The organism is Legionella drancourtii LLAP12 (assembly GCF_000162755.2).
Classification (GTDB): Bacteria; Pseudomonadota; Gammaproteobacteria; order Legionellales; family Legionellaceae; genus Legionella; species Legionella drancourtii.
In genome coordinates, this window is record NZ_JH413850.1 from 61,665 (window position 1) to 86,588 (window position 24,924).

The window sequence follows — 24,924 nt, forward strand, 5'->3', positions numbered from 1 at the left end:
CCTGCATTATTAATTAAGACATCCAATCGACCTTCCGTTTTACTTAATACTTCTGCAAAAGCAAGATGAATTGACGAGGAGCTACTTACGTCCAACAGGACAGCCTCGACTCCTAAAGCCATAAGCTTCTGCTCATCTTCTTTTTTTCTACATGAAGCAATAACCTTATGTCCTCGTTGTTTTAAAGCTAAAGCAGCATCAAACCCTATCCCACTGGAACACCCGGTAATTAAAATTACTTTCTCATTCATAGACTACCTAGAATAGTTCTGGTGAATTATTTATGGTCTATAATTCCCAATGTAATAACAAAAAAATGGACTCTATCATGGAACAAGTAAACGTAAAAAGCTATAGAATCATGCCTATACTGCTTATCTCCTTCCTCGTGCTTATGGGAGCCCTATACACCACCGTTGCTAAAGCAGATACCCCTTCGTCGTCGTCACCCGCTGGAATGCAGCTTGCTTATTACATAGGTTATCATTCAGCTCCTGGTTATGTTTATTACGGACCGCGTTATTATCCTCGCCATCCCAGGAAACTCTATTGGACAGGCTGGAGATACATTGGCCATGGTTGCCGAAAAAATTGTCTAGTTGACCGTTGGAGTGGTCGTGTTATTCGCTGCAATAGAACATGCCGCCGCTAATGCTTCGTGTTTTAAACATCCCCTCTCCCATCGGGTATGGACGTCAATCTATGGAACGAAAGTCCTTTGCTCGCATCCAAAACCATTCGGGCAAAGGAAGCATTTATGCCATCTCGTAGACTTCGAGACAGCGCTAAAACGTTTCCTCAACCCGAACGGATCGAGGTTTTAACAAAATAAAGCCTTAGCTTGATGCCTATGTCCGTCTGACGATGTTCTCTTGATAAGCCATTAAGCAAAATAATCAATTATTCCTTGAGGAACTGCTTTATTTTTTATTGGCGTTAAAATAGCGTCTTCTTCAAGGTGAGAAATCAAATCAGCAGATGGGCTATTCTCATGCCGCTCAAATTGACGCTCTTTTGTATCAGAGTCAATATTTACTTCAGATAAATTCAATCCGTGCTCTGCCATCATTTCTTGTAGTCTAGGTAAAGATTGATCAATCAGGTCTCTTACCTGCTGGCTGTGACTGGCTATGTTTATCGACGCTGAATCATTAACTACCTTAATGCTAATCTCCAGTGGTCCTAAATCTTCGGGATGCAATTTAATCACCGCACTTTTGATTCCTTGTTGTCCAAGCCACATAACCTGATCAGAAAAGTGTTTTGACCATTCAGGATGATCGACATCTGTGGGAATGGTGAATGATTGCGGCGTACTTAACTGGAACTCGTCATTTTCATGACGTTCAGATACAAGATGCGAAATATTATTTGAGACTTGATTGAATATCGTACTGTCCAATGTGGGTTGTTGCACCGTTTTAACGCGGTCAATTATTGACGTGCGCGTTTGCATTTCAGAAAGTAAGCTTGATTTAGATTTGCCTGGAACAGTGGTTTCAATATCCAGTACCTCTTCTTCAGCAATTAAATAATCATCCCGCGCTAAATCATTATTTTTTATCTCAGCTAAAGCGGGTTGGAAAAGAATGTTATTTTGCTCGTTGTCTTCTAATATTCCCTGTTCGTTAACGAAGCTAAATGCATCAATACTGCTTTGAATTTCAAGAAACCCAACTTCATTATTTGCTTGAGCTGGAGCAAACTGTTCTGCGTAACGCGTTTCTTGATTGGCTCGAATCAAGCGATTATTCTCAGTTAAATTAATTGACGCATTTGTTTTTAGTATTTGTTCATCATAACTTTTTTGTGAAGTGGAATCTGTGATTTTCACATTCTCGCTAAGAGCGGGAATCGACTGTGTTTCTAACCACTCCCAATTGAGGGGATCATTTAAAACGCCATTTTGTTCATTGCCACTATTTAATTCAATCTGTTTCGCAGAGGCATCCTCAGAAACATCACGCCACGCAGGTGACGCATCCGTTGAATCAGCGTTTATTTCCGATTGGTAATAATCAGAATTAATCCACGCAACGGCAACATTATCCTCTAAAACTGCCGTAATTTGTTCATTTTGTGATTTTTCAGACGTTACAGGCTCCGCGTCAATTAAGTTGGCTGCGTCAAACACCTGAGTCTCTTGTTGTTCAGACACAGGAATATTTTCTGTGATTTGCGCAAATAATAAAACAAAAGTATTGGGATCTATCAAACCATCATCATCTTGTTTTGGTTCCTCTTTTAAAGCTGATAACTGTTCGGTTCCAGTACTATCCTGACTACTAAGGTTAAGTAACGAGCTTAGCGTCACGTTATTTGTATCAAGCATCCAACACTCCTTCGTTTGCAAAAAGCATAAGCAAAATCCATGCCAAGCATCAGCCAATGCAAAATAAATTAAGCTGACGTTAATCAATATTACGTGAGTGTAAATTTTTGTAAAGAGGTCTATTGAAGTCAAATGGGCGGGGTTATTCTTTTTTTCATTATGACGGCTCTTACCTGCTCCACTAAACAGTCGAAGAACAAATAAAGCCGTTTAAAAAATTATAAAATGATAACAGCCTCTGGTTTACCATCAAAAGTTAAATTGAGGCTCTCTTGAAACGTGCTCCACCTTCAAGTTTAATCCAGACTCTTTTAGATTAAAGGACATATTATCGACTTGAAGAGTATCTTCAGTATAGGATCCATCTCTTAATGCCCTAATTGATTTTAAAATCTCATTAATTCGTTTTATCTTGGGAGTAGAAGATATTAATCGCGACATCAATGTTGGAATGCTTTCTGCTTCGAGGTCAATTAATTCCTTTCTTAACGCAACAAGAGCACACTGAACAATATCTATATTAAAACCATTGTCTTTAAGCGTCAGGATCTGTTTTTGATCTAGCTCATAGCGTTTATAATCAGCAGGATCCAGAGCATTGAGGTGTGATGATTCAAAAAAGTAATTCTGGATGACATTAGAAAGCCAAGTTGTTATGGTTGCCAAAACCAGAGCGCTAAGCACGGCAGCCCCTATAGCAAGGCCAATAGGTGTTATTGCCCCAAGTGCCAATAAAGGAGTGATAATAAAAAAGCCAAGATAAGCGCCTAGAGATGCTCCCGCGAGAAGGCTGGCTAAGGTAATACTTGCTTTGAGCCAATTCTCATCATAATAAAATCGTTCCACACTATCTAATGTCTGGCTTAACAAATAGTAAAGAGCGGTGGAAGTAAATAAAGTAGCGACAGAGAGAACCATAAATACAGTATTTTTACTTATATCGCCATTATCTAAATCTAGATTACAAATAGGAAAACCGCTGTAGCTTGCGGATAATTCTTTGAGATAATTATATGCTGGCGGATCTTCTTCCAATATCACATCAGGTAACACCCCATAATGTGCTTTGAAAAAGATATCAAACATTTTTCGCACTTTTTCTTGTTCTAAGCGATGCATTTTTTTATGCTGCCGTTCTTTAGAGAAAAAACTGCACTTAACGTAGACCAATGCCTCGCTTTCCTCTAAATATTGATTAAGTTTTTTAGATAAGGCTTTATAACATTGTTCAATATCTAGACGCTCACCAATAATTTGGGGCGTTATTGGTGGTGAGCCAAATTTTGCCAAAAGCAATGGATTACGTTCCATTTCATCAATCTCTTTTGACCGAGTTTTTATAACTTCATTTAAAGAATTGTGTTTTAGTAAGGCTTTAAACCGATTTTCTCTATAATCTTTATCTTCTATTTCCATTAAATACTTAAGATTTAAAGTTGAAATAGGTTCTTTTAATAATAAAAAATCTCTTTTTAATCCAAAAAGAAAATTTAATACTTGATAATCAAAAAATGCAACACGCTCAGACGGATCGGCTTTATTTGGCTGACTTTCAAATCTAAATCCATTCATCAATCGAGTGTATGTATATTTCATAGATATCAAGCCCCAAAGTGCAGAATGCTTTAATTAAAGTTAAATGAAAAAATATCATACCACAACGAGCAATTTACCTCCATAATAACGAGAAATTTATTTCCCAAGTGAACTAGGGTCTGTTGGCATTTCTACTATCTTGGCCAAGATGAGTCGATGTTCTGTGTTCCGCTGCGCACCTAATTGATGTATGCTCCGCTTCAGTACTCAAAAACCAACTAATTTTGGCTCAATCTAGCAAAATAGCAACGGACTCTAATATTAATGCGATAGATGAACTTAGCCCTATTGAAGGTACAGAGTCAAAATCAGAGAATGCCACTGAAAAATACATTCTAACCAATTTCTGTTTTGGCATAAACGCCGTTTAGCATCAACCTATATTTTTTCTTTATAATCGTTAAGATTCCATGAAAAATTCTAAATTTTGAGCTATTATTCAGCTTTTAATTCCAGGAGTTTTTTATGAAAGTGGGTCATGACAGTTTATCAACCAAGTGTCAATTGGATGTAGATGGAAAAACCTATAATTACTATAGCTTAAAAGAAGCTGAGCATAAAAATTTAAAAGGGATAAGCCGTCTTCCCTACTCTCTTAAAGTACTTCTTGAAAATTTATTACGTTTCGAAGACGACAATACCGTAACTACAAAAGACATTAATGCAATCGCTGACTGGCTGCACACAAAAACCTCTCAACATGAAATCGCGTTTAGACCCGCTCGCGTTCTGATGCAAGATTTCACCGGTGTTCCAGCAGTTGTTGATTTAGCTGCTATGCGTACAGCCATTGTTAAGATGGGTGGTAATCCTGATAAAATTTCACCTTTATCACCAGTTGATTTAGTAATTGACCATTCAGTGATGGTTGACAAATTTGGTACTAAAGACTCATTAGAAGTTAATACCGAAATTGAAATGGAACGCAATAATGAGCGTTATGAGTTTTTACGTTGGGGGCAAAAAGCATTTAATAACTTCCAGGTTGTTCCTCCAGGAACCGGTATTTGCCACCAGGTAAATTTGGAGTATTTAGGAAAAACCGTATGGAGCAGTAGTGACGAGGGGCAATTATATGCTTATCCAGATACTTTAGTTGGTACTGACTCGCACACGACCATGATTAATGGTTTAGGGGTATTAGGTTGGGGGGTAGGCGGTATTGAAGCTGAAGCTGCGATGCTGGGGCAACCTGTATCCATGTTAATCCCTGAAGTTATCGGCTTCAAATTACACGGCAAAATGAAAGAAGGCATCACGGCTACCGACTTAGTGCTCACCGTAACGCAAATGCTACGAAAGAAAGGCGTGGTTGGTAAATTCGTTGAATTCTATGGTCCAGGCCTAAATGATTTACCACTTGCTGATCGCGCCACTATTTCAAACATGGCTCCAGAATATGGCGCTACCTGCGGATTTTTCCCTGTAGATAAAGAAACGATTCGTTATCTTGAATTAACTGGCCGTGACAAACACACAATTGCACTGGTTGAAGCCTATGCGAAAGCCCAAGGCATGTGGTATGACAAAGACAGCGAAGACCCCGTGTTTACAGATACATTAGAACTGGATCTCGATTCAATTGAGCCTTCACTAGCAGGTCCAAAACGCCCACAAGATAAAGTAAGCCTGAAAACATTACCGGTTGAATTTTCTAAATTTTTAGCTGAAACAGGCAAAGAACAAGAGAAAGATGCTTCGTTTCCCGTAAAAAATCATGATTTTGCAATGAAGCACGGTAATGTGGTAATCGCAGCAATCACGAGTTGCACCAATACCTCAAACCCAAGTGTCTTAATGGCAGCGGGCTTAGTTGCTAAAAAAGCAATTGAAAAAGGATTACAACGCAAGCCATGGGTTAAATCTTCATTAGCTCCTGGTTCCAAAGTAGTTACTGATTATTTGATAAAAGCAGGCTTACAATCATACCTGGATCAATTAGGTTTTAACCTGGTTGGTTATGGTTGCACTACTTGTATTGGTAACTCAGGCCCGCTACCTGATGCAATTGCGCACAGCATCACTGATAATGATTTGGTTGTTTCGGCTGTTTTATCTGGAAATAGAAACTTTGAAGGCCGCGTCCACCCTCAAGTTAGAGCAAACTGGTTAGCCTCCCCTCCATTAGTTGTTGCCTACGCACTATGTGGAACAACCTGCACTGACTTGAGCAAAGATCCTCTAGGCAAAGACAGTAAAGGTAATGACGTGTACCTCAAAGACATTTGGCCTACGAATGCTGAAATTGCGTCAGAAGTGGCTAAAGTTACTGGCAGCATGTTCCGTAAAGAATATTCTGAAGTATTCCAAGGTGATGAGCACTGGCAAGCAATTAAAACCAGTACCGGTAAAACTTATGAATGGAATGAAGATTCAACCTACATTCAACATCCACCATTCTTCGATAATTTAAAAGAAAAGCCCGAATCAATTAAGCCTATCAAGCAAGCATATATATTAGCTTTGTTTGGTGACTCAATTACTACAGATCATATTTCTCCGGCCGGTTCAATTAAGGCAAATTCTCCTGCAGGTTTGTATTTAAAATCCAAGGGCGTTAGTGAGAAAGAATTTAACTCCTATGGTTCGCGTCGTGGTAACCATGAAGTAATGATGCGTGGAACTTTCGCCAACATCCGTATTCGTAACGAAATGACACCAGGACAAGAAGGCGGGATTACACGTTACATCCCTACTGGCGAAGTAATGCCAATTTATGATGCGTCAATGCTCTATCAGCAACATCATCATGAGTTAGTTGTTATCGCAGGTAAAGAGTATGGTACTGGTTCGTCTAGAGATTGGGCAGCCAAGGGAACCAATTTACTTGGCGTCAAAGCAGTAATTACTGAAAGCTTTGAACGTATCCATCGCTCTAACTTAATTGGTATGGGGGTTTTGCCACTGCAATTCACCGATGGCATGACGCGCAAGACATTAGACTTAACTGGTGATGAGCGTATCAGTATTGATATTTCTGATTCATTAACTCCAGGATCAATGGTTCCTGTAACTATAGAACGTGCTGATGGTAAAGTAGAACATATTAAAGCGCTTTGCCGTATTGATACTGCTGATGAGTTGGAATACTACAAAAATGGCGGTATTTTGCAGTATGTACTAAGAAATTTAGGTGCCTAAAGTAACGAATGTTGGGTCGTTTACCATTGACGTCAATGGTAAACGACCCAACCTATATTAAAAAACTATGAATCCTTATTGAAAAATCAGCTTTAACTTATTGTTTTTTTTCAAGCCACAATGTTATACTTTGCGACCGCTCATTGACTATGAATTCAGGTAGGTGCATGGACACTTTTTGCTTTTATTAATCCGTAATTAAATAGCTCTGTACCCATAGCAACCTCCGATTTAATTTATTGCCGCCCTATTAAGGATTAATATTAATCATGAGTCAGTCAAAAAAAGTTTTAAGCGTTTTTTCCTTAGTAATGATTAACGTAATCGCCGTTGATAGCCTTCGGACCCTCCCCATCAGTGCGAAACTTGGCTTATCATTGGTATCCTACTATGTTATCGCTGCCTTTGCCTTTTTTATTCCTGTTGCCCTTGTCGCAGCAGAATTAGCAACGGCTTATCCCAATACAGGTGGAATTTATGTTTGGGTTAGAGAGGCTTTTGGTAAACGAGCAGGATTTATTACCATTTGGCTACAGTGGATCTATAACGTAGTTTGGTATCCAACAATTCTCGCCTTTATTGCCGCGACCTTGTCTTATTTAGTCGCTCCCGATTTAGCCAATAATAAATTTTATTTATTAGGAACCGTAATCGGTCTGTTTTGGTTGTTTACCTTTTTAAATTGCTTTGGCATGAAAGTCTCCAGTATTGTCAGTATTGTCGGTGCAACCATCGGCACTGTGCTGCCAATGCTAGTGATTATTGGCTTGGCTCTTATGTGGGCGATTCAAGGCAAACCGATGGCAGTTGATTACCCCTCTTCCTGGTTTCCTAATTTCGAATCCTTAGGAAATCTATCTCTATTTGCAGCCGTTTTATTTGGTTTAATTGGGATGGAAATGTCCGCTGTTCATGCCGAAGAAGTAAAAAATCCACAACGGGATTACCCAAGAGCACTGCTCTACTCCACCATCCTTATTATATCTACACTGTCTTTAGGTTCTTTATCCATTGTGGTTGTGGTGCCCAATAATAGCTTAAGTGTCGTCTCTGGCCTTATTGATGCCTATTCCGTTTTCTTTACATCCTACCATATGCCCTGGATGACCTCGGTAATTGCTGTCCTCATCATTTTAGGTGGTTTAAGCGGTGTTTCTGCATGGATTATTGGGCCGACCAAGGGATTACTGGTTTCGGCTCGTGATGGCTCGCTACCGGCGCGATTTGCACGTACCAATAAATACGGCGCCCCAACTACTATTCTGTTCACCCAAGCAATTATTGTTACTATTTTAAGTACTGTTTTTATATTACTGCATTCAATCAATGCGGCTTACTGGATGTTAAGCGATTTAAGTGCGCAAATGGCCTTATTAGTTTATATCATCATGTTTGCTGCTGCGATTAAACTCAGATACAGTAAGCCGGATCAACCCCGTGGATACATTATTCCTGGTGGAAATAAAATGATGTGGTTCATCGCTGGCCTAGGTACGATATGCTGTATCAGCGCGATGCTGGTTGGGTTTGCCCCCCCATCACAAATTCCTATAGGCAATGTATTTATTTTTGAATCCTTCTTAGTCGGTGGTTTGGTTCTATTCGTATTGATTCCTTGGTTCTTTGCTAAAAAACATTAACCATTACTAAGCATAAACATCAATCCGCTGCCTACTTCCCGCGGCGTGTCCGCGGGATCCAGCGAGCTTCCGTGGACACAGGACTTAATTTGCCGCCATGCCCATTGCAATCAATTTTTTATTCTTCCATCAAATAATGGAACTTGATACCCTCCGCGAATACCATGCTTAGAAAAAACAATTTGCCATAACTGCATGTTGCGTGAGCGAAAAGAACCGGCGCAAGCTAATAAATAATAACGCCACATGCGATAAAACATCTCATCATATTGCGTTTTTAAATGCACCCAATTGCGTTCAAAATTAGCCTCCCAGGCCATTAAGGTATTGTCATAATACGCACCAAAATTAGCCCAATTTTCCATGATAAATAAACCTTCAGAAGCTCGGCTAATTTGTCGCATAGATGGTGCTAAGCCATTAGGAAAAATATATTTGTTAATCCAGGCATCACAGGTAATATACGTTTCCTTATTGCCGATGGTATGCAATAAAAATAAACCATCCTCATGCAAACAGTCACTTACTTTTTGCATATAGGTGCGATAATTTAAATGCCCCACATGCTCAAACATCCCCAAGGAAACAATGCGATCAAATTTCTCCTGCACATCACGATAATCCTGAAAGCGGATTTCCACAGGCAAACCGGCACAGTTTGTTTGTGCATATTGGTACTGCTCTTTAGATATTGTAATACCGACTACACTCACTCCATAATTTTCTACTGCATATTTTGCCAAAGAACCAAAACCACAGCCAATATCCAATACACGCATGCCCGGTTTAAGCATTAATTTTTGACAGCTTAATTCCAACTTATTCAGTTGAGCTGCCTCCAAATCATTAGCATTCGCCCAATAACCACAAGTGTAATTCATGCGTTGATCTAACATCTCTTGAAATAAGTCATTACCTAAATCATAATGTTTGACACCAACAACCAAAGCACGCTTTTTAGTTTGAAAATTTAATAATTTTAATAACAGTAATTTGGGCCATAACCATTTATTAAACTGCACTTTACTTTCAATATCCGCGGTTATAATACGATCAAAAAATTGGTCTAAAGACGGACAATCCCACCATCCTTCCATGTAAGATTCACCCAAGCCGAGTGATCCTTCATTAAAAACGCGCGTATAAAAATCCTCATTATGAATTTGTATGTCCCAAGCTTCACTACCGTTAGGAGTAATCCCTGCCAATTGTAGTAAGTCACAAATAAATGTCTTAATTGCTATTTGCTTCATTTAAGTAGCCTCATCCTTAATCTACTACTGTCATAATTTATGATTTAATATATGTTATGGTGGAAAGAATTAAAAGATACATGATAAAAAAATAAAAAACACAAAAGCCCAAGACGATCAATGTAAAAAGCAAATGGCTATTGCGTTTGCTTAAGGAAAATAATAAATATAATCAATTGATTAGCAGTTAATTTATCACTCTGCCAGGCAAGAAAACAATTTCTAGGATTTGTCGTGAATTAAAAATTATCTTAAGTAAGTGCTTTTAGGCTGCAAAGCCAAATTAAGGAAAAAACCTTTTGATACCCGCTAAAGTCGTTTTTCGGATAAAGATCTACCAAAACTAGAGAGGCTTTGAGGCGGCGCTAAAGCGCCGCCTCAGTCCGAACGGATCGGAAATAGATTAAAATTCCTTGGCTTTACAGCTCAGCCTATCGCCCAATTAGAAGTAAGTATTAGTCAGGCAACGACATCAAACTTGCATTACCACCTGCAGCAGTTGTATCTACTGTATAAGTACGTTCATGACAAAGTCTAGCTAAATAATTAGGGCCGCCTGCTTTAGGTCCCGTTCCTGATAGTCCCTCACCACCAAAAGGTTGCAAACCAACAACTGCACCAGTCATATTACGATTGACATAGCAATTACCTGCATGAACACGTTCTCTAATGTATTCAACCGTTTCATTAATGCGGCTATGAATACCTAAAGTAAGGCCATACCCTGTGGCATTAATTTGTTCAATCACTTTATCTAAATCTTTGCGCTTAAATTTAACTACGTGCAATACAGGCCCAAAGACTTCTTTTTCCAAAGCACCAATCTGATCAATAGCAATGGCTGTAGGTGGCATGAAATATCCTGTTTCGAGTGATTCATCTAAAGAACACTGATAAAGCACTTCGTGACGTTTTTTCATATTGTCCACGTGACTTTTTAATATAGATAAGGCAGGTCTATCAATAACTGGGCCTACATCAGTAACTAACCATTGCGGTTCACCAACAACTAACTCTGCCATTGCTCCCTTTAAAAGAGCCACCGCTCGTGGATAGACTTCTTCTTGAACCAATAAGACACGTAATGCAGAGCAGCGTTGTCCTGCGCTACCAAATGCCGAATTTACCGCATCAACAACTACCTGCTCTAATAATGCAGAAGAATCAACGAGCATGGCATTTTGACCACCAGTTTCTGCAATTAATGGAATAATCTCGCCGCCGCGAGTTGCTAAAGAACGATTAATAAGATTTGCTGTATCCGTCGACCCCGTAAATAGAACGGCTTTAATACGATGATCAGCAACTAAAGCGGCACCAATACTTTCACCGTCACCTGGAAGCAATTGCACGGCACCCACAGGAATTCCGGCTTGATGCATTAGCTTCACCGCAAAGGCAGCAATTAAAGGTGTTTGCTCTGCAGGTTTCGCAATAACACAATTTCCCGTAACCAAGGCGGCTACAACTTGTCCAGTGAAAATCGCTAAGGGAAAATTCCACGGGCTAATACACAGTACCGTACCGCGTGGGTGTAAGCTCAATTCATTTAATTCACCTGTATAACCAGCTAAACGCTCTGGATTTGCCATAATTTTTTGTGCCAACATGGCATAATAACGGCAAAAATCAACAGCCTCACGCACCTCAGCAATGCCATCACTGAGTGTTTTTCCTGCTTCAAGACATGCTAATGCTAAAAACTCTGTACTATTTTCTTCTAATAAGTCAGAAAAACGATTCAAACATGCAGCACGCTCTTCAACAGAAATACTAGACCACAGCGGGAATGTTTGTGTTGCTGCGATTAATGCTTTTTCAACATCATCCAATGAAGCATTATGTACAGTACCTACCACGCACTCAGCTTGCTGGGGAGAGTAAACTTTCTGCGCATCTGCTTTTGACACACTATTTCCCGCGATTATCGGACCCGCATTCCATTGCCCTAAATTGATTTTAGCGAATTCCTGTTGCAATAAAACACATTCTTGACGGTTGCTAAAATCAAAACCTGTAGAGTTTTTTCTTGATGCAAATATGTCTTTTGGTAATGGAATATTCTTATTCATCTTAGCAAATAAAGATCTGGCTTTATGCACGGGATCTTCTACCAGAGAACTAATTGGTGCATTATCATCAACGATGCGATTTACAAAGGATGAGTTGGCACCGTTTTCTAATAAGCGACGTACTAAGTAAGGAAGCAAATCTTCATGGCTCCCTACCGGAGCATAAATACGACAGGCAATTCCGTGACAACTTGCAGGAACAACCTGCTGGTATAATTCATTTCCCATGCCATGCAGGCATTGGAATTCAAAATCGCGATAATCACCCGTAATATTAAGAATCATTGCTACTGAATACGCATTATGTGTTGCAAATTGTGGATAAATGGCATCGGTCATCGTTAATATTTTTTTAGCACAGGCTTGAAATGATACGTCAGTAAAGACCTTACGCGTAAATACAGGATATTCAGCTAATCCTTGCATTTGTGTTTTTTTGATTTCACTATCCCAGTAAGCACCTTTAATTAAACGCACCATCATACGGCGTTTCTTGCTTCGTGCTAAAGCAGCAACCCAATCTAATACATAGAATGCTCTTTTCTGGTAAGACTGCACTGCAAGACCAAAACCATTCCAACCAGCAAGGCTGTCATCAATAAAAACACGCTCAATCACATCCAAAGATAAATCTAAACGCTCTGATTCTTCCGCATCAATCGTTAAACCAATGCCATATTCTTTGGCTAAACGAGCCAGAATTAAAAGCTTAGGAGGCAGCTCAAGCATAACTCGTGCATACTGGCTTTCATTATAACGAGGATGTAAAGCTGACAATTTTATCGAAATCCCCGCACGTTTATACACATCTGAATCTTTATCAGCATCCATACCGATTGCTTCAATTGCCTCTTTATAAGCATCAAAGTAACGCGCAGCATCCGCCATAGTTAATGCGGCTTCACCCAACATGTCATAAGAATAGCGGTAGCCTTGAGCCTCTTTCTTTTTCGCTCGGCTTAGCGCTTCTTTAATAGTACGTCCCATAACAAATTGTTTGCTCATGATGCGCATGGCTTTATCAACTGCTGTTCGAACCACCGCTTCACTGCTGCGATTAACAACTTTCATCAAAGATTTTACTAAAGTAGATTCTGCTTTTTCAGGGGTTAACACTTTACCGGTTAACATCAACGCCCAGGTTGTCGCATTCACAAAAAATGAATCGCTTTGTCCAATATGTGATTTCCAATCACCACCAGCCAATTTATCTTTAATTAAATTATCAATAGTGGCGCTATCAGGAACCCGCAATAAAGCTTCCGCCAAGCACATTAAGGCAATCCCCTCGTCACTAGATAAAGCATATTCTGTTAAAAATGAATCAATCCCTGTGTTCTTTTTTCGCTCGGAGCGTACCGACTCAACTAGTTTGGTTGCGCCAGATTTGATCACATCTAGTTGTTTTTGATCTAAATCAGCCTTCTCACAAAGTTCCGTAATTAACGACAACTCATCAACGCGATAAGCATGATTAATGGCAGCTCTTAAGCCTTCTGGTAATTGCATCGCTTGCTTTTCAAGCATAGTACTCTCCGAACAAAAAGAAATAACAACGGGGCATCATAGTTGAGACTGGTGTAAAATGGAATGATAACCTTAGTATATCTATATTATATGCCAAAAACACGTGTCAACAAAGCAACAAGTGTGCCAAACCTAATGCAAATTAAGCGTAAATTATATACATAATTATATTATTTTGTACTAAATGGCCTATAAATTGCTTAATAAATAGCTTTATATTTATGCAAAAAGTTCGGTAGTTGAGTCTTATTTTTTCATTCGCTTTGTTAAGCTCCTGAATTGAATAATAAATCACCCTTATGGACAAGTAAAAATCTTATGATTTTACAATTACCTCAATTGTTTATATAATAACCGTTTTTTAATGACCAATAACGGTGATTTTACAAGAAGAAAAGGAGCTGTATGAATACCCTATTAACTATAATCTCAACCGTCCTGCTAACTAGCAACATGACTACCAGTCCTCCCTCATTTGCGACTGGATCCGATATAAATACCCTGGTTCAACACCTTGGAAGCAAAGCCCCACGACTCGATAAAAACGTGTTGAAACTTGCTTTAACCGCATATAAAAATGCCAGCAGAAAAGGGGCTGTTAAAAAGCCTGTACTTACGGTAATTGATTATTCATTGCCCTCAAACAAACAACGCATGTGGGTATTTGACGTCAACAGAGAGCGACTTTTATATAATACTTATGTTGCTCATGGCAAAAATTCGGGTAATAATCGAGCAAGCCATTTTTCAAATGTAAACTCAAGCAAAGAATCTAGCTTAGGAACTTATATCACTAAAGGAACCTATATGGGCCATAAAGGGTACTCATTAAATCTTCAAGGATTAGATAAAGGATTTAATGATAATGCTTACAGTAGGCGTGTTGTGATTCATGGCGCATGGTATGTTGAACCTGATTTTATTAAAAAATCGGGGCGTGCAGGCCTGTCATGGGGATGTCCGGCGATTGCCCAGACATTGGCAAAACCTGTAATTAATACCATTAAAAATGGTTCTGTTATTTTTGCTTACTTCCCTGATAAAAAGTTCTTGTCACATTCTGGTTATTTGGTAGCATAAGTAAGAAATAAAAAAGCCAGGCTAACCTGGCTTTTCGCAGTCATCCGTATAAGAACGTCCAGCTCTTATATGGTCATCCCTGACAGAATCAAATCCATTTGATTTCAAGTCCTTTTGTATGACTAATAATCCGTACAAGTCATGTATAGAATTTAGCAACAGAATAAAAAAAGTTCAAGACAGGAAATTACCAAAAAATAATAATTTTTTTTAAAAAAGTATTAAAATTTAATAAAAATCAATTAAAAACAATAAGTTACCACTTGCCTGAGAATAAAAGACATGATTAACCCGCCATTATCATCACCTAAATTGAGACATTTCTTACAAAGGCTTAAGCAATATTGGCTGTTTTGATTGCAATTTAAACAAGAGATATCGTGTCTATTTTACCCAAAGGCTTGATTAAGTCCCAGGATATGGTAGCTTATTCGGCAAATGATAACGCTTTAGAGCAATATGATGGATAAACAACAATTAACTGCTATAAAAAAAGATAAACTGCAAATTATAGATTGGCTCATAGAACATTTTCCAAGTGCCTTCTTTAAGAAAGCAAACCAGATTAAGCCATTAAAAATCGGTATATTTGATGACATTATTGATTTTTACGAACGCTTGGATTCTCCTGCATTCAGTAAAAAATCACTTCGAGAAGCATTAAGTTACTACAGTGCATCTCCTGCTTATTTAAGCTGTCAAAAAGAGAATGCTGCTCGTGTTGATATCTATGGAAATGAAGTAGATGTTGTTACAGCTGAGCAAGCTAAATATGCCTACCAACGCTATCAAGAGCGTTACAATAAAAAGAAAGACAACAGAGAAAGCGTAACAAGCGCTCCTTTGTAGAAACGTAGGTTGGGTCTCATTTGACCCAACAATCCTCATCAGCAACTTAATACCGCTGATGCCAGGACAAATGACCTACCGCTGCAAAGCCAATAAATAATTAACCTGCACATCAGAACTTAGCGATGAGGTTCTTAAAATTGGATTGTAATTCATTCCCTGCATATCGAGTAAATTGAAGCCCAAAGAACGTGCCATTGCCATAAGCTCACTTGGTTTGATGAATTTACTATAATCATGAGTCTGTCTCGGTAATAAATTCAGGACATACTCAGCAGCAACAATAGCACTTGCATAAGCCTTCACCGTTCGGCTAATCGTCGATAAAAATAAAAGACCGTTAGGTTTGAGTAAGCGTATGCAATGCTCTAATACAATTTCAGGGTACTCTACATGTTCTAACATTTCCATACAAGTAATCACGTCATACTGCTTATTTTTATAGGTTTCAACAGGGGTACAAAAATAGTCAATGGCCAAATCATTACTCTTTGCATGTTCCTGCGCGGCTTGAATCGCCTCGCACTCCGCATCAATTCCTGTAACTTTTGCTCCAGACTTTGCCATCGCTTCACATAGAATTCCACCACCGCAACCAATATCTAATACACTTACATCAGTTAGATTCACATGCTGGGCAATAAACTGCAAACGAGTCTCGTTAATATCATGCAAGGTTTTTAACGGCCCCTCAGTATCCCACCAATGCTTGGCATGTTGAGCAAATTTATTGACTTCTTCAGCATTAATTGTTGATTTATTATTCATATGACAATAAGTCCAGAGGTTTAAAAAATTCAATCACTTTTTGATTGGTTATAAAACTTATATTATAAGGATGTTCTGCAACCAAACCTACTGCTAATTTATCCTGTGAAATAGTTTCTGCGATCTTACCTAATAAAATAAGCTTCACGTTTGATTTAACTAAAGCTAATTGCGCAAAAAGACTGTGCATAAAAGGCTTCCACTGACGCGCATGATAAGGCACCATTCCTTCACTATAAACCAAAGAAGCGTTTAACAATAAAATACCCCGCTCCATCATTCCCAGAAACAACTGTTCACAGGTTTGTACTAATGTCTGCTTATTAAGCTTGGCGATTGCTTCTTGTGATGTATTTGTAGCATCCAAATTACCACGAGCGACCAGCATCATTTTAATCCAGTTGCGAAGTGATGTCGCCCTATTGACCGCCGTACTCAAACCCTTGAGACTCCAAAGCCCTTCTACAGCATTATCCCAAAAGGCATAACCATTTGCAGAGGCAGGACGTGGGTAAGGCGACTCACCTAATAAAATATATTCTGTTTTGGCAAGTGGTAAACTAAATGCAGCAAATAATCGCTCCGCACCAGGCAACCAATTAGGCTCACTCATTAACTGATGCAAATAATCCTTATTCATAGTTCCCATGGCCTGCACCAGGATATCTTTCCAATCAGAATGACAAATATCAAAACAAGAATAGTGTTTCACAATCTCAACCCTAAAAATAATAATACAAATGATTTCGCTACAGCACTTCTTTTTTGCCTTGTTTTTTGCTATAGTGGGCAATATATAGGCAAATAAATTGGAAGTAATGACTACACCAACAGCAGACAATCAAACATTATCTAGTGATGCACTACACAATCGTAACTGCTATGTCTACTTTCTTCAATTAAAACCACTAATTAATAGCGAACTCAAAAAATTATTACCGCAATTCGCCGAATTACACCGTCTTCTTAAGCAAGAATATGATGAACACTTTCCCTACGGAAATTTATATTCCTCACTACTGACCTCTCTAGAAAAAATCATTGAGAACAAGGAATCTCTTTCTTCTGCTCAAACTAAAGCATTAGATGGCATCATTGAAACCGTTTACAACAATAATAATCAAATTCTTGAGCAAGAATTTTCAGGCTGGATCAATTGCATTGCCTCGCAAACTCGCCCCCAAAAACCCAATCCGAGCCAATATATTAAAAAAAATCTAAAAGATCCGATTCAAACGATTAATTATTTATCTCCAAACAACACAGAAGCATTAATATCACGTATTTTTTCCGTGTTTTCAAAAAATTTTAAACCACAATTTGGTACAAATATTCCATCGGTTAAAAACTATTCCTATAAAACCACCGCAGATGCTACCGAATTTCGTTTTAGCACTCAAGCGCAGCGCCATCAGGGCGCTACGCGCGTTAGCCCTTTATTTAAGCGATGGCTGGAAATAAATGCTCCCAAATACCCGGAGCAAACAATACATCATATTTATTTCAATAATCTAGCCTATGATGCCTACCATTTTGATATTGCACGAGCAAAAGAACGCGCGCTAACACAAGCGCTTCATGATTTAGAGCATGATCCCAAACTTAAAATCATGGTCATTACTCTTCCCGCAAATGACGGATTAATGAACTCCAAACACTACCGTATGACTCAAGATAAATGGCCTTACGCCGTTGTATTTGATGAACTACTGGCCGTGTTCCATGGTAAAAAACATAAAAATAACATTTCTGATTTAATCATTAGTCCAGAGACAAAAAAACGTTTATTTAAAACCTCTAAAAATGAACAAAAAATCTTAAAAAGACTACTGATACAAAGTTTTAAATGTATGGGAATAAATTCTCAAGATTATTTATCAACAGCACAAAAACAGGCTGTTTATGTACATTTCATTAAATATGAATTAACGAACTACATGATTAATACCATCAAGCCTAAAAGCTATAACTTTTCATGCAAAGATGCTATTGACAGAGGAGCACTGTCCTCAGCTTATTATAATATGATGAGATCATTTATCTTAGAACATCCAATGCAAAGAAAAGAGTTTGAACGAGCATTAGATGCTGCTGCAGCTAATGTCAAAGGACGCGGCATGAATTTTCATCGCCATATTATATGGAATGCCCTGAATACCTACGTTGATGCAAATTACACTCAATTAATTGCTGATAATAGAAAATCCTGGTTAATCTATTGGCGTGATATGAACTGCCCCCACTCACGCGTAGAACAAATAATCCATATCAGACTAGGACAATGTTTTAAATTAATTAATGCATTACCAAACACCCCTGAATGTATGAAAATCAAAAATCAGGCAAATCATTTATTATCTTTAGTCAAAAAACTAAATGATCAAAATGTTAGTGGCAAAAGACTTCTGCTTGAAGTGATTTCACGTACTTCTGAATTAATTACCACCCCATCAACTGAAGCAATCGAAAATTATAAAAAATTAGCGACCGAATTAAAATTATCACATGCAACGTTAACAATTATTGCCGGTGTTATGAGAATGCTCCTAGGCGCTCTATTCATTATCCCCTCTTTAGGTTATTCATATCAATTAATTCAACAAGGCTACACCACCAGTAAGGCTGGATTTTTTTCTCAAGACCGAACGGCATTAAGTCATAAGATGCTCGAATTTTCTATAGAATCCCCCCAACTTAAAATTTAAAAACCCCATAAAAAAATTTTTTACTTGCTTCTCGGCATATTTTATGGTTAAAAATAGTAATGATAAGGAAAATCTTAATCAGAAGGAGTGAGACATGGCTGTCAACGAGAAGGAGCTTCAAGATTGTATAGATAAAGATTCTGTCACAGAAAAGGTGCAAACAAAAACCCCGGTCAATAATATGGGGGCAAAAAATGTATTAGCCCAATTGAATTTTTCGGATGCAGCACAAGAGCTAATATTAGATCCGAATTCTTTTGATAAAAATACTACTGGTCTTGCCAGTATTGCTTCATCAAATGAACTTCTGATCCAAGTGCGAAATAGTCTTAGCGCTATTGTTGACTCTCTGGAAGAAAACCCAAGCATACTCACGCGTCTGGCAAAAACCTGGGGTACTATGTCCTGGCTGGAACGAATTTCAGTGGGAATTGCACTATCTGCACCAACTATGGCAGTAGGCGTGATAGCAAATGTTGGTTTTCTAGTCGCTCTTAGTGGACTTAGTGCGGGAGCATACATTACAAGTGGCGTCGTACTTCAAGATCATCTGGATCATACCCAACTAGTTACTAAAAAAATAAAAGAAGGTATTTTTGGCATAGCTGATGTACTTGTATTAACAATTTCAGCATTAGACACCATACGCCAAAAACTATTAATAGAAGTTGAACGATTTAAAGCAGAAAATGGAAGGCTTCATTATAATGTAAATGATTTATCCGAGCAGATAGATGTTTTAAGAGTTCAAATAGAAAGCAACATGCTAACAGAGCAACATCTACGTCAAACCCAAGCAGAATTACAAAGTACGGCTGCAGCACTCAAGAACGACATGGAAAAAAATCAGGTACGCTATGATGAGACCATATATGAACTAGAAAAAACCAACTCCGCTCATAAAAAAATTAACGACAGACTAAATGGACAAGTAACTGAGCTGGAACAAAAACGAGAGGCATTAGCGCTTGAATTAAAAAAAACAAAAGCGCTGGCGACAACGCTGCAAGGAACTGTTGAAACTCTTGCAAAAGCCGTAATTAATGACACTCAGCAGCGACAAAATTTTCAAAAAAGATTGGATGGCTTTTTAGAAAATGGCTCACAAAGTTTTGTTGATTTTGCAGAACGCATTGGCAAAACAGAAGCGGAACTTCAATCAGTTAAAGTACAGCTCGAAAGAAGCTTACAGCACCATGCAGAGCTTATGCGACAACAAGAGGAACTAATCACGCGGCTCGAACGTATTGATCGTATAATCCCAGCCATTCACGCACACCAAGGATTATCTGACGCGGTAGATCTATTGCTTCCAGCAGATCCGTTAATCCGAGAGCAACAATTAGCGAGCGCAGGAGCCCTGTGTACGCTAGGTCTTATGGGAAACCCCAAGCCCAATAAGTCGGATTCTCATCAACCGAATCAAACAAATACGCCTTAAATCAACTTAAAAATTTTTCCAGCGACCGTTGATGCCCCATAACTAACCATGGGACATCAACTTTTCTTAAGTTAATGCCTAGAGTCTGCGTGGGACATCATATAGAGTGAAATTTGAAAGATAGAATCCAACATAAATAACTATGCAAAATTTGCAGTTAAAATCACTGTAGTCTGATTACTACTATAAATACCCCCGCGTTTAAAATACTGTTGTTCCACTCGAAGCGAATACAGCTTATAAGTTAAATCAATGCCGCCACCGACTTTATAACCATTCTTATCAAGGTTAATCCCAGGAAAAGGTCCAATAAAGTCTACAGGCACTAATCGTTGATTATTATTAAAATTGGCTACCTGTAATAAACCACCATTAACAAAGGGTTTAAAGGCAGGGGTCATTTGATAACCTAACTCAGCATTTTCCAACACAAAAGTCACATTAGTACGAAAGCGATCGACAAATTGTGTCGCAATATAATCTACAAAATTCAGATAATAAGGTCTTTGATTGACTTCTGTATGTAAGATGCCAACATTGGCATTAAAACTGAATTTATTTAATTGCTTGCCGTATAAAGCCGCGCCACTGATAAACCAGTTATTACCACGATTATTTGCCGTGGCAAAACGTGCAACCTGCTCCGAAAATTGTACGGTAGTGTGAAAACGCTGTGTATTCTGCCCATAGCCCCCGGCAACATCAAAAAAGAAGGAAGGATTAAGATGAGTGAGAATATGTCCATATAAACTATTATTGGTAATAGACTGATCCGTACTGGAAAAAGAAAAGCCAGGTAGCAATAATTTTGAATGCAATGAGGTATTTATCCAATAAGCAGAAAGCCCTGCTGAAAAATAGTTATTCAATCGAACATTATTACCGCCTACGCTGTAAAAGTTTGCATGCCCTTTATAACGATTAAACCCACCGGCTCTCGTTGAATCAAATCTAAAATCATTATAAGCATAAACACCATTAATACTGTAGCTGTACGTACTAGGCGCTTGTACTTGCTGTTGGTTGGCAACCGCTATAGATTGAGCCAGCAACAAAGAAATAAATAACGCCTGCTTTTTCATCATAACTCCATTCATTAGTAATTCCTGTAATACTTAGACAATTGACTGTTTAAAATGATAACTAACAGCAAGGACAAGCGCCTGAACCAACTATAGGTAGAACAGTGGTAGTCACCGTATGTGTTGTTGTATTGGTAATTGTCGCATTAACGACTTGAGTTAGCGTACTAGGGGTAATAAAATCTGGTCCATTATTGCCCGCTTGTGGTGATGGAGAATTTACCCAACCATGTGCGGACCAGTTAATTGGACCATAGGTAATTTGTTTCGTATTTGCATTATAAATTGCACTGCTTTGTTGCTCATTTGGGCCTAAAGGATAGCGATTATCAACAATAACCCGACCGTCTGTAACCTGAATCGCAATTTTTTTGCACTTAATAGTATTACAAAATATTGCTGTTCGATATTTGGTACCTGCAATCGCCAAGGCAATCAATGGGGTTCCTAAAAGGGACTTTTTTTTGTTATCGGACGTAGCCGTTGCTGACTCTAATCCACCATTGGATAAATAGGCTGAATTACCCTTGGCAGCCGCTTTATTATAAGCAATAATTTTATAGCTTGAATTAGGTTGTAACGAAACTAAAGTTCCATTGGAATATTGCAATTGCGCAATAGCACCTCCTTTTGTACTAATCGTATCCCCTTCAAAGAACTCGGCACCGCGTGTTAATACTCGTTGCTGATTATTTCGTTTCGCGATCACTTCTTTGCTAGTAAATAAAACTTTTCCTGCAGATTCAGAAAATGCCAGGGCATGATAAACAAATAATATTAAAAATAGCCATCTTTTCATTGGTGCATCCTTCACTCATTTTTTACAAAAACGCTATCATAGTACAGCAAAACGGAAAAGGTAAAATAAAAAATATAAGAAATTATAAAAATGAAAAGACCTGTAAAAAATACTGGAAATAAAGAGCGAAATGAATTATAAAATTTCGTTTGAAAAAACGTTTACTAATTTTTTAGTTTTCAGAACAAGGATTGTCAATGCTGTACCAAAAAAATAAACCGCATTACCCTATACCTTCATTAGTTTTTACTAGCATTCTAATTGCCACAACAACAGCCCCTGTGACACAGGTTTGGGCTTGGGGTGGACCGTGGAAACCACGTCAAACATTGAATGTTCAAGGCGGTCATGGGATGCAGGATTATTATGACGCGCTTCTTCCCCTTTCAGGTAATGCCGAACGTATGCTCTATGCTAATGGAGCTTTAGCGGCCACTCATCATGAAACCGGTGGAGAGCTTGGTCTTGGTTATCGTCACATTATCTTAAACAATGAATATGTCATTGGTGGTTTTGCTCTAATGGGGCGCTATCAGACAAATTATCATAATATGTTTAACCAATTAACATTAGGCACAGAATTCTTTGGCTCCATTTGGGAAGGAAGAGCACATCTTTATCTACCGGTCAGTAGAAGAACAAAATTTGTACGTAGCCGTTCCGAAGGACTGAGCTTCCAAGGGCATAAATTATTTGGTATTCAGACCACAACTTACGAGCATGCGGAAGGTGGCGCCGATGTTGAAATAGGACATGTAATCCCTGGGATCCCCAAACTTCGAGGTTTTGCAGGATACTATAACAACGGTCTGGGAAATGAGCATAAGAATATCAATGGTGGTTATGGACGTTTTGAATACCGCTATAATAACCATTTCACATTTACATTAGGTGATTCCTATGACCGATATCAAGGTAATTTCTTTGCTATTGGTGTAAGAATGAATATCGGTAGTCCCGAGGGCAAAGAACCGTTAACCGCGGATCAACGCATGACCGACTATTCTGTAAGACGTCGTGATATATTTACATATACCAGTAAATACAGCGCTCCTTTTGCATCACCAGAGAACTTCTATTTTGTTGCTGGCCAGCCTACGTCCGGGGATGGTACCTTTGAAACCCCTTATAGTACGGTACAAGAAGCAATAACTGCAGCAAATTCAGATAGCAACACCAATAACTATGTTTATGTATGTAATTGCAACAATAGCTCGAGCTACACTTATGACTTAGGTGGGCAATTAAACATAGGACAAAACACTAAGTTAATTGGATCTGGCGGAACCTTTACCTATAACAATACAACAATACCCTCTTTATGTGGCAATAGCCGACCTACTTTAGTCGGAAGTCTTTATCTTCCTGGAAATAATGAAGTGACTAACTTCAATATTACGGGCGCAGGAACCAGTGAAAATGCAGGCATTATTGCAGCAGGCTCAAATATCACCTTAAACGATCTAAGCATATATAGTTATACCGGTGCAAATGGTGTTAATGGAATCAATGGAATTCCAGGAAGCATTAATAATGATGCAGGTGACGGCACTAGTGCTACTGATGGATCTTCTGCTTACGGTATTCTAATTACCAATTCATCAAATGTTCTTATTAATCAGGTTACTGTAACTAATATTGTTGGTGGTAATGGCGGTATTGGTGGTAATGGTGGTGATGCAAGGCCGCCTGTAAGCAGTATTAATTTTCCTGGGGGAAATGCCGGTAATGGTGGTAATGGTGGTAACGCATGGGGAATCTACATGAGTAACGGTAGCCAGGTTACTCTTAATCAAGTAGCCATTTCCAATTTACAAGCGGGTAATGGTAATGCGGGTGGAGCTGGTGGTTTAGGTAATGACGGTGGTTATGGAGGAAATGCTGGCAATGGTGGTAATGCAACTGGACTTGCATTTAACTCTGTCTCCACAATATCGCTGAAGGCTGTAAACATCAATGGAAGTTTGAATGCAGGTAATGCCGGGTCTGGTGGAAATGGGGGGGGCGCTTATGATGGCGTATCTGGTCTCGATGGTATCGTTCCAAGCAATGGTAATGCTGGAGGCAGCGGTGGCAATGGCGGTAGTGGTGGTAATGGTGGTACTGCATCTGGCGTTATGTTGAACTCAGTATCTTCTTTGTCGATTAGTTCATTAGGTTTAAATGGCTCGTTCACCGCAGGTACTGCTGGCATTGGTGGTAACGGCGGTAATGCCGGCAATGGCGGTAAAGGCGGAGATAACTTTGGGGCAAGCCCTGGTGGTACAGGAGGAGCCGGAGGCAATGGTGGCGATGGTGGTAACGGAGGCAATGGCGGTAGCGCTTATGGGATCCAATCAGGCGGTGCTAGCACAACAAACGTAACATTCAATGAAGTGCTAACAGCAACTACAGGCGCAGCAGGAGGCACTGCCGGAACTGCTGGCGTTGGTGGCGCTGGTGGTGGCAGTAATGGCACAAGCACCCCATCGACCGGACCAGATGGCAGTAACGGTACTAATGGAACACCCGGATCCGGAGGTACAAATGGCACTGCAAGCGATAGTAGTCCCTAGCTATTCCCTTCATCCCTACAGCCACTGCCATTAAGTTAAGGAAATTGTCATTCCCGCGCGACATTGTTGCATGGACGACAGGCT

17 protein-coding genes are annotated in these 24,924 nt (G+C 39.0%); 8 read left to right on the plus strand and 9 right to left on the minus strand.

The window, feature by feature from the left end; genetic code table 11:
- Positions 1 to 251, minus strand: a 251-nt coding sequence (locus LDG_RS20455; protein WP_040536574.1) for an SDR family NAD(P)-dependent oxidoreductase, incomplete at its 3' end; no start/stop codon positions are given.
- Between the two features lie 77 nt (positions 252 to 328).
- Between LDG_RS20455 and LDG_RS19140 the strand changes: the two genes are divergently transcribed.
- A complete protein-coding gene (locus LDG_RS19140; RefSeq protein WP_083821511.1) occupies positions 329 to 652 on the plus strand; it encodes a hypothetical protein in 324 nt (107 codons plus the stop codon).
- 231 nt (positions 653 to 883) lie between these two features.
- Here LDG_RS19140 and LDG_RS17780 read toward each other — a convergent pair whose 3' ends face one another.
- A complete protein-coding gene (locus tag LDG_RS17780) occupies positions 884 to 2,332 on the minus strand; it encodes a flagellar hook-length control protein FliK (RefSeq protein ID WP_006872865.1) in 1,449 nt (482 codons plus the stop codon).
- Between the two features lie 249 nt (positions 2,333 to 2,581).
- Entirely contained in the window at positions 2,582 to 3,928 is a 1,347-nt protein-coding gene (locus LDG_RS17785; protein ID WP_148263610.1) for a tripartite tricarboxylate transporter TctB family protein, read from the minus strand.
- Positions 3,929 to 4,393: 465 nt separating this feature from the next.
- Here LDG_RS17785 and acnA point away from each other — a divergent pair, with 465 nt between their 5' ends.
- Both acnA and LDG_RS17795 read left to right on the plus strand, forming a co-directional pair.
- Entirely contained in the window at positions 4,394 to 7,069 is a 2,676-nt protein-coding gene (gene acnA / locus LDG_RS17790) for an aconitate hydratase AcnA (protein WP_006872867.1), read from the plus strand.
- A 269-nt stretch (positions 7,070 to 7,338) separates the two neighbouring features.
- Positions 7,339 to 8,709, plus strand: coding sequence for an amino acid permease (locus tag LDG_RS17795; RefSeq protein WP_006872868.1), 1,371 nt, complete (start codon positions 7,339 to 7,341; stop codon positions 8,707 to 8,709).
- A gap of 110 nt (positions 8,710 to 8,819) precedes the next feature.
- Here the strand turns inward: LDG_RS17795 and cfa are convergent, their stop codons facing one another.
- Both cfa and putA read right to left on the minus strand, forming a co-directional pair.
- Positions 8,820 to 9,962, minus strand: a complete 1,143-nt coding sequence (gene cfa, locus LDG_RS17800) for a cyclopropane fatty acyl phospholipid synthase (protein ID WP_006872869.1) — start codon at positions 9,960 to 9,962, stop codon at positions 8,820 to 8,822.
- 455 nt (positions 9,963 to 10,417) lie between these two features.
- The gene (gene putA / locus LDG_RS17805; protein ID WP_006872870.1) at positions 10,418 to 13,561 is read right to left on the minus strand and encodes a bifunctional proline dehydrogenase/L-glutamate gamma-semialdehyde dehydrogenase PutA; all 3,144 of its coding nucleotides are present in this window, start codon (positions 13,559 to 13,561) and stop codon (positions 10,418 to 10,420) included.
- Positions 13,562 to 13,966: 405 nt separating this feature from the next.
- Between putA and LDG_RS17810 the strand changes: the two genes are divergently transcribed.
- Together LDG_RS17810 and LDG_RS17815 are read left to right on the plus strand one after the other, a co-directional pair.
- Positions 13,967 to 14,641 (plus strand): murein L,D-transpeptidase catalytic domain family protein, encoded by a 675-nt coding sequence (locus LDG_RS17810; RefSeq protein ID WP_006872871.1) that lies wholly within the window; start codon positions 13,967 to 13,969, stop codon positions 14,639 to 14,641.
- Between the two features lie 459 nt (positions 14,642 to 15,100).
- Positions 15,101 to 15,490, plus strand: coding sequence for a ProQ/FINO family protein (locus tag LDG_RS17815; protein ID WP_085955959.1), 390 nt, complete (start codon positions 15,101 to 15,103; stop codon positions 15,488 to 15,490).
- 75 nt (positions 15,491 to 15,565) lie between these two features.
- On the opposite strand, the gene ubiG is transcribed toward LDG_RS17815, so the two are convergent.
- Both ubiG and LDG_RS17825 read right to left on the minus strand, forming a co-directional pair.
- Positions 15,566 to 16,258, minus strand: a complete 693-nt coding sequence (ubiG, locus tag LDG_RS17820; protein ID WP_006872873.1) for a bifunctional 2-polyprenyl-6-hydroxyphenol methylase/3-demethylubiquinol 3-O-methyltransferase UbiG — start codon at positions 16,256 to 16,258, stop codon at positions 15,566 to 15,568.
- Positions 16,251 to 16,907, minus strand: coding sequence for a uracil-DNA glycosylase family protein (locus tag LDG_RS17825; protein WP_199484705.1), 657 nt, complete (start codon positions 16,905 to 16,907; stop codon positions 16,251 to 16,253). The genes ubiG and LDG_RS17825 overlap by 8 nt, the downstream gene beginning before the upstream one ends.
- 169 nt (positions 16,908 to 17,076) lie before the next feature.
- On the opposite strand from LDG_RS17825, the gene LDG_RS17830 reads away from it, so the two are divergent.
- Positions 17,077 to 18,963, plus strand: a complete 1,887-nt coding sequence (locus tag LDG_RS17830) for a hypothetical protein (RefSeq protein ID WP_148263611.1) — start codon at positions 17,077 to 17,079, stop codon at positions 18,961 to 18,963.
- A gap of 94 nt (positions 18,964 to 19,057) precedes the next feature.
- The gene (locus tag LDG_RS17835; protein WP_006872876.1) at positions 19,058 to 20,404 is read left to right on the plus strand and encodes a hypothetical protein; all 1,347 of its coding nucleotides are present in this window, start codon (positions 19,058 to 19,060) and stop codon (positions 20,402 to 20,404) included.
- A 140-nt stretch (positions 20,405 to 20,544) separates the two neighbouring features.
- Here LDG_RS17835 and LDG_RS17840 read toward each other — a convergent pair whose 3' ends face one another.
- On the minus strand, positions 20,545 to 21,501 hold the full coding sequence (locus LDG_RS17840) for an autotransporter outer membrane beta-barrel domain-containing protein (RefSeq protein WP_148263612.1): 957 nt from the start codon (positions 21,499 to 21,501) through the stop codon (positions 20,545 to 20,547).
- A gap of 46 nt (positions 21,502 to 21,547) precedes the next feature.
- Entirely contained in the window at positions 21,548 to 22,285 is a 738-nt protein-coding gene (locus tag LDG_RS17845; protein ID WP_006872878.1) for a FecR family protein, read from the minus strand.
- Between the two features lie 197 nt (positions 22,286 to 22,482).
- Here LDG_RS17845 and LDG_RS20580 point away from each other — a divergent pair, with 197 nt between their 5' ends.
- On the plus strand, positions 22,483 to 24,840 hold the full coding sequence (locus LDG_RS20580) for an inverse autotransporter beta domain-containing protein (protein WP_006872880.1): 2,358 nt from the start codon (positions 22,483 to 22,485) through the stop codon (positions 24,838 to 24,840).
- Positions 24,841 to 24,924 lie beyond the last annotated feature (84 nt).

What these genes read in the sequence shown, in the direction of transcription:
- LDG_RS19140 (WP_083821511.1), top strand. Translation starts at nt 329, where the DNA reads ATGGAACAAGTAAACGTAAAAAGCTATAGAATCATGCCTATACTGCTT.
- LDG_RS17780 (WP_006872865.1), bottom strand. Translation starts at nt 2,332, where the DNA reads ATGCTTGATACAAATAACGTGACGCTAAGCTCGTTACTTAACCTTAGT.
- LDG_RS17785 (WP_148263610.1), bottom strand. Translation starts at nt 3,928, where the DNA reads ATGAAATATACATACACTCGATTGATGAATGGATTTAGATTTGAAAGT.
- acnA (WP_006872867.1), top strand. Translation starts at nt 4,394, where the DNA reads ATGAAAGTGGGTCATGACAGTTTATCAACCAAGTGTCAATTGGATGTA.
- LDG_RS17795 (WP_006872868.1), top strand. Translation starts at nt 7,339, where the DNA reads ATGAGTCAGTCAAAAAAAGTTTTAAGCGTTTTTTCCTTAGTAATGATT.
- cfa (WP_006872869.1), bottom strand. Translation starts at nt 9,962, where the DNA reads ATGAAGCAAATAGCAATTAAGACATTTATTTGTGACTTACTACAATTG.
- putA (WP_006872870.1), bottom strand. Translation starts at nt 13,561, where the DNA reads ATGCTTGAAAAGCAAGCGATGCAATTACCAGAAGGCTTAAGAGCTGCC.
- LDG_RS17810 (WP_006872871.1), top strand. Translation starts at nt 13,967, where the DNA reads ATGAATACCCTATTAACTATAATCTCAACCGTCCTGCTAACTAGCAAC.
- LDG_RS17815 (WP_085955959.1), top strand. Translation starts at nt 15,101, where the DNA reads ATGATGGATAAACAACAATTAACTGCTATAAAAAAAGATAAACTGCAA.
- ubiG (WP_006872873.1), bottom strand. Translation starts at nt 16,258, where the DNA reads ATGAATAATAAATCAACAATTAATGCTGAAGAAGTCAATAAATTTGCT.
- LDG_RS17825 (WP_199484705.1), bottom strand. Translation starts at nt 16,907, where the DNA reads ATGGGAACTATGAATAAGGATTATTTGCATCAGTTAATGAGTGAGCCT.
- LDG_RS17830 (WP_148263611.1), top strand. Translation starts at nt 17,077, where the DNA reads ATGACTACACCAACAGCAGACAATCAAACATTATCTAGTGATGCACTA.
- LDG_RS17835 (WP_006872876.1), top strand. Translation starts at nt 19,058, where the DNA reads ATGGCTGTCAACGAGAAGGAGCTTCAAGATTGTATAGATAAAGATTCT.
- LDG_RS17840 (WP_148263612.1), bottom strand. Translation starts at nt 21,501, where the DNA reads ATGAATGGAGTTATGATGAAAAAGCAGGCGTTATTTATTTCTTTGTTG.
- LDG_RS17845 (WP_006872878.1), bottom strand. Translation starts at nt 22,285, where the DNA reads ATGAAAAGATGGCTATTTTTAATATTATTTGTTTATCATGCCCTGGCA.
- LDG_RS20580 (WP_006872880.1), top strand. Translation starts at nt 22,483, where the DNA reads ATGCTGTACCAAAAAAATAAACCGCATTACCCTATACCTTCATTAGTT.